The sequence below is a fragment of the Duganella sp. BJB1802 genome, from assembly GCF_013369445.1.
GTDB classification, from domain to species: Bacteria; Pseudomonadota; Gammaproteobacteria; order Burkholderiales; family Burkholderiaceae_D; genus Rugamonas; species Rugamonas vulcania_A.
The window spans coordinates 56,569-70,462 of the sequence record NZ_JABWEF010000011.1; the positions used below are offsets into that span (position 1 = coordinate 56,569).

Consider the following 13,894-nt stretch of genomic DNA (forward strand, 5'->3'; position numbering starts at 1 on the left):
CCATGTTAAGCCGCACCGCCGATCACCTGTTCTGGATGGCGCGCTACACCGAGCGCGCCGAAAACACCGCCCGCATGCTCGACGTCAATGTGCAGACCTCGATGCTGCCCCAGTCCGACGAGGAAAACGCCCAGGGCTGGCGCGCCATGCTAGGCATCTCCGAGCTGCAGTCAGCCTTCGACCGCAAGTACGACTCGCTGGAGGCGCGCGCCGTCATCGACTTCATGGTGCGCGATCCCGACAACCCCTCCTCCATCGTGGCCTGCCTGACCGAGGCGCGCGAAAACGCCCGCGCCGTGCGCGGCACGCTGACCACGGAGGTCTGGGAAATCCAGAACCAGACCTGGCTGGACATGCAGAAGCGCCTGGACAGCGACCTGCTGGAAAACGATCCCAGCAAGTTCTTCGAATGGGTCAAGTTCCGCTCGCACCTGTCGCGCGGGGTGACCGTGGGCACAATGCTGCGCGACGAGGCCGTGCATTTCATCCGCCTGGGCACCTTCCTGGAGCGGGCCGACAACACGGCGCGCATCCTCGACGTCAAGTTCCACGGCGGCGGCGCGGAGAGCACCGGCGAGACCATGACCCAGCGCGATTTCTACTACTGGGGCGCGCTGTTGCGTTCGGTGTCCGGCTTCGAGATCTACCGCAAGGTGTACCGCGACGTCATCACGCCGGCGCGCATCGCCGAGCTGCTGATGTTGCGCGGCGACATGCCGCGCTCGCTGCTGGCCTGCATGGACGAAGTGGTCCAGAACCTGCGCGAGGTGCGCAACGACGTGTCCGCCGATACGGAACGCTTCGCCGGCAAGCTGCACGCGGAGCTGCAATTCGGCAAGATCGACGACATCCTGGCGACCGGCCTGCACGACACCCTGACCGGCTTCCTGGCCGACATTTACCAACTGGGCAACCGCGTCAGCCGCGATTTCCTGGTGCCGCTGGCGGCTTGAAACGAGGCAATCCATGCAACTGACGATACGTCACGAAACGCGCTACACCTACACCACGCCGCTGGCCTACACCATCCAGCAGCTGCACCTGACGCCGCGCGCGGAGGCGCAGCAGCACGTGCTGTCGTGGAATATCGCGATGCCGGGCCATGTGCACGCCTACACGGATGCCTACGGCAACCTGTCGCACATGATGACAATGGACGTGCCGCACCAAGGGCTGACCATCGTGGCGGGCGGCGTGGTGGAAACCACCAGCCCGAAACAGGGCCGCATCCCCAACGGCGACAGCCTGTCGCCGCTGATCTACACGGTGTCGACACGCCTGACCGAGCCCACGCCCGGCATCCTGGAGCTGGCGGCGTCCTGCCTGCCGGACGGCAAGGCGCAGACCAAGGACTTGATACGCCTGGCCGAGCACATCTTTGGTGCGGTCCGGTATCAAAGCGGTGCGACCGCGGTCACCACCACGGCCAGCGACGCGCTCGCCCTGGGCCAGGGCGTGTGCCAGGACCACGCGCACCTGTTCCTGGCCTGCTGCCATGCGCATGGCATCCCGGCGCGCTACGTGTCCGGCTATATCGACCCGGAAACCAGCGACCATGCGGCCAGCCATGCCTGGGTGGACGCCTGGGCCGAGGACAAGGACTACACCGGCTGGGTCAGCATCGACGTGACCCACGCGCGGCTGATGACGGACGCCTATTGCCGCCTGGCGATCGGGCGCGACTACGACGCGGCGGCGCCGGTGCGCGGCGTGCGGCGCGGCGGCGGCACCGAGTCGATGAGCGTGGACGTGCAGATCGTGCCCCAATGAGTGGTCAATGAGCAGCCCGGCGGGGGTGTACAATAATAATTATTCTAATCAATAACTTGCAACGATGACTTACTGTGTGGGCATGCGCCTGGATGCCGGGCTGGTGTTTCTTTCCGATTCGCGTACCAACGCCGGCGTGGACCAGGTCGGCACGTTCCGCAAGATGAGCGTGTTTGAAATCCCCGGCGACCGCATGATGGTGCTGATGACCGCCGGCAATCTGTCGATCTCGCAATCGATACGCCAGTTGGTGGCCGAGCAGCAAAACACCGACGGCCACAGCATCTGGAACGCCACCAGCATGCACGAGGCTGCCCGCCTGCTGGGCGACGCCGTGCGGCAGGTGCATGAACGGGAAGCCAAGGCGCTGGCCGAATTCGGCATCGAGTTCAATGTCAGCATCATCTTCGGCGGCCAGATCAAGGACGAGCGCTGCCGCTTGTTCCAGATCTATTCGGCCGGCAATTTCATCGAATCCCACGACGAAAACACCTATTTCCAGATCGGCGAAGCCAAGTACGGCAAGCCCATCATCGACCGCGTGGTGACCCCGGCCACCGGCCTGGACGACGCCGCCAAGTGCGCGCTGATTTCCATGGATTCGACGCTGCGCTCCAATGTGTCGGTCGGCCTGCCGCTGGATCTGCTGGTGTACGAGCGCGACAGGCTGGCGGTGACGCACTTCGTCACCATCGACGAGCGCAACCAGTATTTCCAGATGATACGCAACACCTGGGGCCACCAGCTCAAGCGCGTGTTCGAGGGGCTGGACAACCCGGTGTGGAACGCCGCGCCGGAAGCGACCGCCAACGTGCTGCATTCGAGCCAGACCGGCAGCAAGCCGGTCCGCGTGGCGCCGCCGGCCGGCGTGGCGGCACCCGTGGCGTCAACCGCGCCTTTGCAGACGCTGACGCAACAGTTCCACGACGGGCAACAGTAACGGCCGGCTTCCGCCATCGGGACAGAGTATGATGGGAGGTAAATTCACCACTCACGGAGCGCTGCATGTCTGATGCCACACCGCCGGTATCCGAGGAACAGATCTTTTCGGTCGACACCTTGCTCAAGTACATGGGCAACGACGACAAGGCGCTGGCCGTAGTCTCGAAGATCGTCCGCGACGCCTGCGCGCCCGGCATGGCGCCCATGCAGCAGGCCGCCGAAGCGCTGCGCGAGGAGCGCTACACCGATGCCGGCAAGACCCTGCACAGCCTGCGCGGTTCGATCGGCACGCTGGGCGCCAAGCGCCTGGTGAGCGCCTCGCTCAAGCTGGAGCAGGCGATCGCCGAACGTCATCTGGATCAAGTTCCTTCCTTGTTCACCGCGCTCGAGTCCGAATACCGACTGGTATTGCAGTCCGCCGACGCCTGGTTGCAACGCAGCGCGCCGCAAAGCGGGCCATCGGGCCAAGCCTGAGTCAGCCGACGGCCGGCGCGGCCTCGCATCAACTTTCCCTGAAATCAACAAATAACAACACTACCGGCATTGCACTCAACAAAGCGCCAGTGTATCGTTCAGTAATTATGAATTGCGACTTATGCTGCAGCGCAACCAAGCGGGCCGCGCCACGCTTTTTCGCCCCACTTAACGAATGGTTACAATTGTTACCCTGATTATCGCCTTGCAAACCGGAGCCTGAAAAGCTTCGTGATAAGATCCCTTCCGAATTGATAAGCAATGGCAGCTAGCAAGACAGAAGCTGGCGTGCGCCACGTTTTTCCGTCGTTTTGTAGAATGGAAAGCCAAAACTATTGCAATTCAGCATCTTGCGCAATTGATAATTTGTCTCGGCGCAAGTATAATGGTGCATTGCGTCGAGGCGGTGGCAGCTTGCACATCGAACTTGAAGTGCCGGGGCAGACGGCATCGGTTTTTTTAGCCTTGGATAGATCAGCAGGAAGGCTTTCCTCACCGACAACGGTATGGCTTTAACCAAGGGTAACTAAAATATGGAATTATTCAACAAGTCGGGTGTACTGGTATCGTCGGTGTTGGTGCTGGTGGGCGCATTGATCGCCTGCCAGGCGCAAGAAGACGCGATCCCGTCGCCGACCGTGATTGAAGCCGCCGCCTTGCAGATGGGGCCCATGGGCCAGACCGCCGCCGAACGCCGCCTGCAAGAGTGGGCCGATCAAGGCTCGCCGGTGGCCCAGCGCGAACTGGCGTTGCGCTACCTGGCCAACCCGGCCAAGCGCCACGAAGCGATGCAGCTGTTCGAGCGCGCCGCCAACGCCGGCGACGCCCAGGCTGCGGAAGGACTGGTCGGCATGTATCACGGCAACACCGCAGCCATGCAAAGTGGCGGCGCGAACCCGGCCATCAGCGCCAGCCGTGTGATCAAGGAAGCCGCCAACGTGAACTACCTTCCGCGCTAAGCGCCCTGCCCGCTTCGCCACCGAGCCGCGACACCCTCCAGGTGCTGCGGCTTTTTTATTAGACAAGACATCAAAGGACGGGCGTATGGACAGGTTGCGGGCGCTGGAAGTGTTTGTGGAAGTGGTGCGCAGGGAAGGCTTTGCCCGCGCCGCCGAGGCGCTCGACACCTCGCCGGCCAACGTGACCCGCTACATCAGCGACCTCGAAGCCCATCTGCAAACCCGGCTGCTGAACCGCAGCTCGCGCAAGATGTCGCTCACCTCCAGCGGCGAAGCGCTGTTCGAACGCGCCAAGTCCATCCTCGACGACGTGGCGGAGGCGGAGGCGATCGCTTCGTCCGCCACCATGCAGCCGCATGGCGTGCTGCGCATCAATGCCCCGCTCAGCTTCGGCGTGCTGCACCTGGCGCCGCTGTGGGCCCGGTTCATGCAGAAATATCCCGACGTGCAGCTGGATGTGGCGCTGATCGACCGCGTGGTCGACATCGTCGAGGAAGGCTATGACATGGCGATCCGCATTTCGCGCTCCGGTTCGGCGTCGAACGTGGCGCGCAAGCTGGCCACCTCGCACAACATCCTGTGCGCGTCGCCGGCCTACATCCAGCAGCGTGGCATGCCGCTGCATCCCGCCGAGCTGCTACAGCACAGCTGCATCGGCTACAGCTACGCGGCCACGGCCGACGAATGGCAGATTCTCGATGCCAGGGAGCAGCCGCACGCGGTCAAGGTGCAGTGCGTCATGCATACCAACAATGGCGACACCGCCCGCGCCGCGGCCTTGGGCGGGCTGGGCGTGATCTGGCAGCCCAGCTTCCTGGTGGGCGCCGACCTGCGCGCCGGCACGCTGGTACGGGTGCTGCCCGAGTATCACATGCCGGACATCGACGTGCTGGCCGTCTACCCCAGCCGCCGCCACCTGAGCGCCAAGGTGCGGGTGATGATCGACTTCCTGGTCGAGCAGTTTTCCGGCGTCCCGCCGTGGGACCGCGCCGACTAGTTTTCGACCATAAAGATCCCCGAACCCTTTTGACGCAGGTCATACGGCCTGCCCGCCCTGGCGCGGATACTCAATGGGCTGACCGCACAGGAGGGGATGCGACGATGGATCCACGCGTACAATATCGGGAACAATTGCAAGCCTTCACCCGCCAGCACCGGGCGGGGCATTGGAGCGGCAGCTTCGCGCAATTCATGGAGCAGGTGTTGCCGGTGGCGCCCTGCCAGTTCGTGCGCAGTTCGCATCAGTACATCTGGGACATGCTCGGCTGGAGCGGCCAGCAGGATGAAAACGGCAAGCTGCGCTGCAAGCTGTTCGCCGACGAACTGTTCGGTATCGACGATGCGCTGGCGCGGGTGGCCGACTATTTCAAGGCGGCCGCCGCCGGATCGGAAGTCGGCCGGCGCCTGCTGCTGTTGCTGGGGCCGCCATCGGGCGGCAAGTCCACGCTGGTGATACGGCTCAAGCGCGGGCTCGAGGAATACAGCTACACCGACGCCGGCGCGCTGTTCGGCATCGCCGGCTGCCCGGTGCACGAATCGCCGCTGCATCTGGTGCCGCATACCATGCGCTCGGGTTTTCGCGACACCTACGGCGTCGAGGTGACGGGCGAACTGTGTCCGCATTGCCGCGCACGGCAGGAGCATGAACTGAGCGGCGATTTCCTGCGCATGCCGGTCGAGCGCATCTTCATCTCGGAGGCCGGCCGTGTCGGCGTCGGCACCTATGCGCCGCACGATCCCAACACGGCAGACATCGCCGACTTGGTGGGATCGGTCGACCTGTCCAAGGTGGCCGAGTTCGGCGACGAGGGCGACCCGCGCGCCTGGTCGTGGTCCGGCGCGGTGTACGCGGCCAGTCGCGGCATGCTGGAGATGATAGAAATCCTCAAGGTCAAGCGGGAGTTCCTGTAGCTCGGCTGCAGCGAATCGACGCGGATCTGGCAGGCCTCCCGCTCGAAGAAGGTGGCGGCGTCGGTCACCTGCACGCCGCCGAGCGCGCATTCGAGCAGCTGCCGCACGGGAAACGCGCCATTGCGCCGGTCGCCGACCGACACGACGATCTCATCGACCGCGTAGCGCCGCGCCAGCGACAGCAGCGACAGGTCGGCGGGCAGCAGCATCGTGGCCGGCACGCAGGACACCTCGCCGGACACCGGCACAAAGCCCACCACCTTGAACGCGTGAAAGCCGACGCTGCTGGCGCCCAGCTCCAGGCACTCGCGCGCGGTGGCGCCGTCGCCGATGACGATCAGCCGCTGCTCCATCATGCTCGACTGGGCCGATGTGAACACCACCAGCCGCGCCAGCAGCACCGCCGCCCCGCCCAGCACGAACACCACGCTGCCGACCCGCCCGAACGGCAGGCCGGGTATCATGCTCGACAACAAATTCATCAGGAAAAAGCCCAGCACGAACGAAGGCAGGATGCGCAGCAAGGTGTTCTTGATGTCCTCCCGCGACTGATTGTGCTGGTACATGCCCAGCGTGCCCATGCTCAGCACCATGACCAGCGCGAACGCCAGCGCCGGAAGGTACAGCTGGTCGCCGCCGCCATGCCGGCCCTTGAGCCACAAGGGCGCGCTGGCCACGGCCGCCGTCAACAGCACCAGCAACTCCAGCAGCAACAGCATGAAGCCCATCTTCGACACATAATGGTGGAATATCCTGATCACGATCCGCTCCCCGGCACCAAACGGCGGTGTAGTTCCGATCATCGCCAACACCCGGCAGCTGCGTCTTGAGCGGCCACAATCGGCTGATCGGTTCAGACCCGAAATCGCGGAAAATCAGACGGATATGACGCGTTCATGACAAATGGTCTATAGTCATGGTTCCTTACCGCATTCAAACGTAATCATGAAATTTGATGTTGCAATCGTCGGCAGCGGACTGGCCGGCCTGTCGGTCGCCCTCCACCTGGCCGAAACGCGCACAGTCGCGATCATTTCCAAGCGTGCCCTGAAGGACGGCGCCAGCAACTGGGCCCAGGGCGGCATCGCCGCCGTGCTCGATTCGGGCGACAGCCACACCCAGCACATCGACGACACCCTGGTCGCCGGCGGCGGCCTGTGCGACGAGGGCGCCACGCGCTACATCGTCGAGCACGGCCGCGAGGCGATCGAATGGCTGATCGAGCAAGGCGTGCCCTTCACCAAGGACGACACGGCCGAGCTGGGCTTCCACCTGACCCGCGAAGGCGGCCACAGCCAGCGCCGCATCATCCACGCGGCCGACGCCACCGGCCACGCGGTGCAGGTGACGCTGGAGGAAAAGGTCCGCGCGCACCCGAACATCAGCCTGTTCGAACACCATTGCGCGATCGACCTGATCACCTCCGACAAGCTGCACCCTGTCAAAAAAGGCAACGCCCAGCCCAAGTGCTACGGCCTCTACGTGCAGGACGAGAAGACCGGCCAGGTGCTGACCTTCGCCGCCGAGCACACCGTGATGGCCACCGGCGGCGCCGGCAAGGTCTACCTGTACACCACCAATCCCGACACCGCCAGCGGCGACGGCATCGCCATGGCCTGGCGCGCCGGCTGCCGCGTGTCGAACATGGAATTCATCCAGTTCCACCCGACCTGCCTGTACCACCCGTACGCCAAGTCCTTCCTGATCACCGAGGCCATCCGCGGCGAAGGCGGCCTGCTCAAACTGCCGCCCGAGGCAGGCGCCGCCGCCGGCACCCGCTTCATGCTGGCCCACGACGAGCGCGCCGAACTGGCGCCGCGCGACGTGGTGGCGCGCGCCATCGACTTCGAGATCAAGAAGCGCGGCCTCGACTACGTGCACCTGGACATCAGCCACAAGCCGGCCGAGTTCCTGATCGAGCACTTCCCGACCATCTACGCGCGCTGCCTGGAGCTGGGCATCGACATCACCAAGCAGCCTATCCCCATCGTGCCGGCCGCGCACTACACCTGCGGCGGCGTGGTCACCGACCTGCAGGGACGCACCGACCTGCCGGGCCTGTACGCCGTGGGCGAGACCGCCTGCACCGGCCTGCACGGCGCCAACCGCCTGGCCAGCAACTCGCTGCTCGAATGCGTGGTGATCGGCCGCGCCTGCGCCACCGACATCGCCGCCAAGGCCCCCGGCGAAGTGCCCTACCTGCCGGACTGGGACGAAAGTCGCGTCACCGACGCCGACGAGGAAGTGGTCATCGCCCACAACTGGGACGAGCTGCGCCGCTTCATGTGGAACTACGTCGGCATCGTCCGCACCACCAAGCGCCTGGAGCGCGCCCAGCACCGCATCGCGCTGTTGAAGGAAGAGATCGACGAGTACTACCAGAACTTCCGCATCACGCACGACCTGCTGGAATTGCGCAACCTGGTCGACGTGGCCAACCTGATCGTCAACAGCGCCCTGCAGCGTCACGAAAGCCGCGGCCTGCACTTCAGCCGCGACTATCCCGAGACGCTGCCGAAAGCCCTGCCGAGCATCCTGACGCCTTCCCGCCGCAAACAATGATCACCGTGCGCGCCGCCCGGCCAGCCGACATCCCCGCGATGGAGGCGCTGATCGCGCGCTCGGGGATCGAGTTGAGCGATGGCTTCTATAGCAAGGAGCAAGCCGAGGCCGTCACCCGCCATGTCTTCGGCGTGGATAGCCAACTGGTCGCGGACCAGACCTATTTTCTGATTGAAAAGCACGGAGAACTGGTGGCCTGCGGCGGCTGGAGCAAGCGCAGCACCCTGTTCGGCGCCGACCGCGCCAAGCAAGGCGCCGACCCGCTGCTCGATCCGGCCACGGAAGCGGCGCGCATCCGCGCCTTCTTCGTCGATCCGTCGGCGGCCCGCCAGGGCCTGGGCCGCTTGTTGCTGACCCATTGCAGCGACGCGGCGGCGGCCGGCGGTTTCCATACGCTGGAACTGGCCGCCACCATGCCGGGCGTGCCCCTGTACCTGGCATGCGGCTTTACGGTGGTCGAACGATTTGACATTACACTGCCCGGCGACATCAAGGTGCCGCTGGCAAAAATGCGCAAGAGCATAGCCCCTGCCATCGGCCAGCGGCACCCGCCAGCTTAAGCCGATTTCTTGCGGCGAGCCATGTAGCCCAGCAGGCCCAGGCCGGCCAGCATCATGCCGTAGGTGGTGGGTTCGGGAACCGGCGGAGAGACCGAACCGAAGCCGTCCAGGTAGGCATAGCCCGTATGTGCGGTCGGCTCGCAGTCGGCCGCCAGCAACGACAGCGTGAAACTATGGCCGGACAAGGATTGGTCGATGGTCAATTTCTCCACCTGCCAGGCAGGCGTGTAGAACAGATCGCCCTGGACGGCGAAACGGCTATCCACACCGCCGCCGGTGTAACCCGCGTTGTAGCTGCGATTGATCAGCAATTTACCGGTGGTGTCGTCGGTCAAAGTCAGCATCATCAGTGCCGATTCGTCTTCCACGTGGCCGCCATTTTCCAACACGGCTTTCCAGGCGAAATAGATGTTCGCCTCGGTGTAGTTGTTGACCTTCTGGCTGATGACCGTCGCCAGGCCGCCGGAGATCGTATCTTCCGCGCGATAAGCATATTTGCCGCTGTACACGGTCGTCCCCAGCAGCGCACCCAGGTTGGGATCGACGTAGCTGCCATCGATCACGGCGCCACGGGTGCCGCTGTCCTGGTTCAGGCTGCCGCCTGGCAGGAATTGGGAAGGCAGTATGCTGGCGTTGTTGGTGTAGGACCGATCACCGCCGCCGGTCGTCCAGCCGGCGGTGGTGCCCGCCTCGAAGTTGCCGTTGACGAAACCATCCGCGTGCGCCAAGCCAGCCAGGCCCAACGCCACAACACCCGCCAAAAATTGCAATTTCATCTAATTCGCTCCTGTGGTTAGTGATAAAAAAAATAACAGGAGCGATTATATTATATTTAAGTCATTCTTAATAAATAATACTTGTTAAATTAGATGAATTTTTCACACCAACCCTAGCCGACGATGCGCAGGGAGTAGTCCGTGGCACGGACATCCTTGGTCAGGCTGCCGATGGAGATGCGGTCCACGCCGGTTTCCGCGATGGCGCGCACGGTATCGAAGTTGATGCCGCCGGAAGCCTCCAGCAAGGCGCGGCCGGCGTTCAACCGCACCGCGTCGCGCATCATGTCGAGGCTGAAGTTGTCGAGCAGGATGGAGGTGGCGTCGGCCGCCAGCGCTTCTTCCAGTTCGGCGATGCTCTCCACTTCGACCTGGATCGTCACGCCCTTCTCCAGCCGCTTGGCCGCCATCACCGCGGCGGTGATGCCGCCGGCCGCCGCGATATGGTTTTCCTTGATCAGGATGCCGTCGTACAGCGCCAGGCGCTGGTTCTGTCCGCCGCCCACGCGCACCGCGTACTTCTGCGCCAGGCGCAGGCCGGGCATGGTCTTGCGCGTGTCGAGGATGGCGGCGCGGGTGCCGGCGATCACATCGACATACTTGCGGGTCGCGCTCGCCACGCCCGACAGCAGTTGCAGGAAATTGAGCGCAGCGCGTTCCGCCGTCAGCAGCGCGCGCGCCGGACCCTGGATGGTGCAGACCAGGCTGTCGGCCTTCATCAGATCGCCCTCGGCGTATTGCCAGTCGATCTCGATGCCGGCCTGCATGCAGTTCATGATGCCTTCGAACCAGGGCGCGCCGCACAGCACCGCGTCCTCGCGCACGATCACGCGCGCGGTGGCGCGGCCGCCGTCGGGCACCAGCAGGCCGGTCAGGTCGCCGCTGCCCACGTCCTCCAGCAGGGCCGCCAGCAGGTTGCCTTCAAAGGCCGACTTCAGCGCGTCGTCGAAAGGCGCAAAGGTGTTGACTAAGGTACTCATGCCGGACCGATTCCCGAAAACAGTTTAGCTTCTTTCGCCAGGTCAGCGCCGGGCTGGACCTTGGCCTTTTTGGCGGCCGCGAAATCCAGCATGCGGTTGATGGACGTCACCGCCTGCTTGCCGATTTCCGGATCCACATGGATCTCGTTGGCGCCGTCCATGTTCTCCAGCACGTCGGCCAGGTTCTGCAGGCCGTTCATCGCCATCCACGGGCAATGCGCGCAGCTCTTGCAGCTGGCGCTGTTGCCGGCGGTCGGCGCTTCGATGAAACGCTTGCCCGGCGCGGCGGCGCGCATCTTGTGCAGGATGCCGTTGTCGGTGGCGACGATGAAGGTGTCGGCGTCCGACTCCACGGCGGCGTTGATGATCTGCGTGGTCGAGCCTACCACGTCCGCCAGCGCCACCACATTGGCCGGCGACTCAGGATGCACCAGCACCTTGGCGTTCGGATACTCGGCCTTCAGCAGATCGAGTTCGATGCCCTTGAACTCGTCGTGCACCAGGCAGGAGCCCTGCCACAGCAGCATGTCGGCGCCGGTCTGCTGCTGGATGTAGGAGCCCAGGTGCTTGTCCGGCGCCCACAGGATCTTCTTGCCCTGCTCGTGCAGGTGCTTGACGATGTCCAGGCCGATCGACGAGGTCACCATCCAGTCGGCGCGCGCCTTGACGGCGGCGCTGGTGTTGGCGTACACCACCACCGTGCGGTCGGGATGGGCATCGCAGAACGCGGTGAATTCATCGGCCGGACAACCCAGGTCCAGCGAGCAGGTCGCGTCCAGGTCCGGCATCAGGATGCGCTTTTCCGGGCTGAGGATCTTGGCGGTCTCGCCCATGAAGCGCACACCGGCCACCACCAGCGTCTTGGCCGGATGGTCGCGCCCGAAGCGCGCCATCTCCAGCGAATCGGAGACGCAGCCGCCGGTTTCCTCGGCCAGGTCTTGCAGGTCGGCGTCGACGTAGTAGTGGGAAACGAGCACCGCCTCCTTTTCCTTCAGCAGGCGCTTGATGCGCTCCTTGAGGGCGGTGCGTTGCTCGGGGGATGGCGTGGCTGGCGTGCGCGCCCACGCGTGGGCGGTGCAGCTGGCTCCGTCTTGGGGATGCTCGTACTCGACGGATTTGATCTCTATGGTTTGCATGGTGTTCAGTGAACGTAAAACGTGAGGCAATAACTATCGCACATTGCAAAGAATCCCGCTTGCGGCGGGATTCTTTATCGGACTCGGACCGACGCTTAGTCGATGCCCTGGCTGCTCAGGTAGTCTTCGTAGTTGCCGCGGAAATCGACCACTTCGTTTTCCTTGATCTCGATGATGCGGTTCGCCAGCGACGACACGAATTCGCGGTCGTGGGAAACGAAGATCAGCGTGCCGGCGTATTTTTCCAGCGCGATGTTGAGCGACTCGATCGATTCCATGTCCATGTGGTTGGTCGGTTCATCGAGCAGCAGCACGTTGTGGCGGCCCAGCATCAGCTTGCCGTACATCATGCGGCCCTTCTCGCCGCCGGACAGCACCTTGACCGACTTCTTCACCTCGTCGCCGCCGAACAGCAGGCGGCCCAGGATGGAGCGCACGGCCTGGTCGTCGTCGCCTTCCTTGGTCCAGTGGCCCATCCAGTCGGTCAGCGTCTCGCCGGCCGCGAACTCCTCGGTCGGATCCTGCGGCATGTAGCCGACGTTGGCGTTCTCGGCCCACTTGACCATGCCGTGGTCGGCGTGCAGGCCGGCGATGTCGTCGCCGCCGATGCAGCGCAGCAGCGTGGTCTTGCCCGCGCCGTTGGCGCCGATGATGGCGATGCGCTCGCCCGCTTCGACCATGATGCTGAAGTTGTTGAACAGCTGGCGGTCGTATTTCTTGGAGATGCTATCCACCTCGACGGCCAGGCGGTGCAGCTTCTTCTCGCCGTCGAAGCGCACGAACGGATAGGCGCGCGACGACGGTTTGATGTCGTCGACCTTGATCTTCTCGATCTGCTTGGCGCGCGAGGTCGCCTGGCGGGCCTTGGACTTGTTGGCGGCAAAGCGGCGCACGAAGTCCTGCAGCTCGGCGACCTTTTCCTTGGCCTTGGCGTTGTTGGCCAGCTGCTGGTTGCGGGCCTGGGTCGACGCGAACATGTACTCGTCGTAGTTGCCCGGATAGATCTTCAGCGTGCCGTAGTCCATGTCGGCCACGTGGGTGCAGACCTGGTTCAGGAAGTGGCGATCGTGGGAAATGATGATCATGGTGGAGTTGCGCTCGTTGAGCACGTCCTCCAGCCAGCGGATGGTGTTGATGTCCAGGTTGTTGGTCGGTTCGTCGAGCAGCAGGATGTCCGGGTTCGAGAACAGCGCCTGCGCCAGCAGCACGCGCAGCTTCCAGCCTGGCGACACATTGCTCATCGGGCCCTGGTGCAGGTCGATGCTGACGCCGGCGCCCAGCAGCAGCTCACCGGCGCGCGACTCGGCGGTGTAGCCGTCGTATTCAGAGACTTTGCCTTCCAGCTCGGCGGCCTTCATGTAGTCGTCGTCGGTGGCTTCGGGATTGGCGTAGATCGCGTCGCGTTCCTGCATCGCGGCCCACATCTCGGTGTGGCCCATCATCACCACGTCCAGCACGCGCATTTCCTCGTACGCGAACTGGTCCTGGCGCAGCTTGCCCAGGCGCTCGTTCGTATCCAGCATCACGTTGCCGCCCGACGGTTCCAGATCGCCGCCCAGGATTTTCATGAAGGTGGACTTGCCGCAACCATTGGCGCCGATCAGGCCATAACGGTTGCCATCGCCGAATTTGACGGAAATGTTTTCGAACAACGGCTTGGCGCCGAATTGCATGGTGATGTTTGCTGTAGATAGCACGGATAAGGCCCTTAATGCATGGATTTGATTAACCGGGCATTTTACCACTAGCTGGCCATGCCCGGCGAATCGCCGGGGCGTGGAAAATTCGCCACATAAACATTTCCCATTGGACAATCAGTCAACA

The 13,894-nt window shown here is 63.8% G+C and carries 13 protein-coding genes; 9 read left to right on the top strand and 4 right to left on the bottom strand.

Annotated features, from left to right (window positions below; genetic code table 11):
- Nucleotides 1-2: 2 nt before the first annotated feature.
- From HUX88_RS17870 to HUX88_RS17910, 9 genes are all read left to right on the top strand, one after another.
- Nucleotides 3-953, top strand: coding sequence for an alpha-E domain-containing protein (locus tag HUX88_RS17870; protein WP_117015098.1), 951 nt, complete (start codon nucleotides 3-5; stop codon nucleotides 951-953).
- 13 nt (nucleotides 954-966) lie between these two features.
- Complete coding sequence (locus HUX88_RS17875) at nucleotides 967-1,770, top strand: transglutaminase family protein (RefSeq protein ID WP_117015097.1); 804 nt, start codon at nucleotides 967-969, stop codon at nucleotides 1,768-1,770.
- Between the two features lie 64 nt (nucleotides 1,771-1,834).
- Nucleotides 1,835-2,710 (top strand): proteasome-type protease, encoded by an 876-nt coding sequence (locus HUX88_RS17880; protein ID WP_176362650.1) that lies wholly within the window; start codon nucleotides 1,835-1,837, stop codon nucleotides 2,708-2,710.
- 65 nt (nucleotides 2,711-2,775) lie between these two features.
- On the top strand, nucleotides 2,776-3,186 hold the full coding sequence (locus tag HUX88_RS17885; protein ID WP_117015095.1) for an Hpt domain-containing protein: 411 nt from the start codon (nucleotides 2,776-2,778) through the stop codon (nucleotides 3,184-3,186).
- A gap of 533 nt (nucleotides 3,187-3,719) precedes the next feature.
- Nucleotides 3,720-4,145, top strand: coding sequence for a hypothetical protein (locus HUX88_RS17890; protein WP_117015094.1), 426 nt, complete (start codon nucleotides 3,720-3,722; stop codon nucleotides 4,143-4,145).
- Between the two features lie 85 nt (nucleotides 4,146-4,230).
- Nucleotides 4,231-5,142, top strand: a complete 912-nt coding sequence (locus HUX88_RS17895; protein WP_176362651.1) for a LysR family transcriptional regulator — start codon at nucleotides 4,231-4,233, stop codon at nucleotides 5,140-5,142.
- Between the two features lie 104 nt (nucleotides 5,143-5,246).
- Nucleotides 5,247-6,056, top strand: coding sequence for a hypothetical protein (locus tag HUX88_RS17900; protein WP_229219407.1), 810 nt, complete (start codon nucleotides 5,247-5,249; stop codon nucleotides 6,054-6,056).
- Between the two features lie 945 nt (nucleotides 6,057-7,001).
- Complete coding sequence (nadB, locus tag HUX88_RS17905) at nucleotides 7,002-8,618, top strand: L-aspartate oxidase (RefSeq protein ID WP_117015092.1); 1,617 nt, start codon at nucleotides 7,002-7,004, stop codon at nucleotides 8,616-8,618.
- A complete protein-coding gene (locus HUX88_RS17910) occupies nucleotides 8,615-9,178 on the top strand; it encodes a GNAT family N-acetyltransferase (RefSeq protein ID WP_176362652.1) in 564 nt (187 codons plus the stop codon). Before nadB ends, HUX88_RS17910 begins: the two co-directional genes overlap by 4 nt.
- On the opposite strand, the gene HUX88_RS32450 is transcribed toward HUX88_RS17910, so the two are convergent.
- The 4 genes from HUX88_RS32450 to HUX88_RS17930 form a co-directional block, all read right to left on the bottom strand.
- Nucleotides 9,175-9,954, bottom strand: a complete 780-nt coding sequence (locus HUX88_RS32450) for a PEP-CTERM sorting domain-containing protein (protein ID WP_229219408.1) — start codon at nucleotides 9,952-9,954, stop codon at nucleotides 9,175-9,177. The genes HUX88_RS17910 and HUX88_RS32450 overlap by 4 nt on opposite strands.
- 113 nt (nucleotides 9,955-10,067) lie before the next feature.
- Nucleotides 10,068-10,934, bottom strand: coding sequence for a carboxylating nicotinate-nucleotide diphosphorylase (nadC, locus tag HUX88_RS17920; protein ID WP_176362653.1), 867 nt, complete (start codon nucleotides 10,932-10,934; stop codon nucleotides 10,068-10,070).
- Nucleotides 10,931-12,070, bottom strand: a complete 1,140-nt coding sequence (gene nadA / locus HUX88_RS17925; protein WP_176362654.1) for a quinolinate synthase NadA — start codon at nucleotides 12,068-12,070, stop codon at nucleotides 10,931-10,933. The genes nadC and nadA overlap by 4 nt, the downstream gene beginning before the upstream one ends.
- A gap of 95 nt (nucleotides 12,071-12,165) precedes the next feature.
- A complete protein-coding gene (locus HUX88_RS17930) occupies nucleotides 12,166-13,767 on the bottom strand; it encodes an ABC-F family ATPase (RefSeq protein WP_117015088.1) in 1,602 nt (533 codons plus the stop codon).
- Between the last annotated feature and the right edge of the window lie 127 nt (nucleotides 13,768-13,894).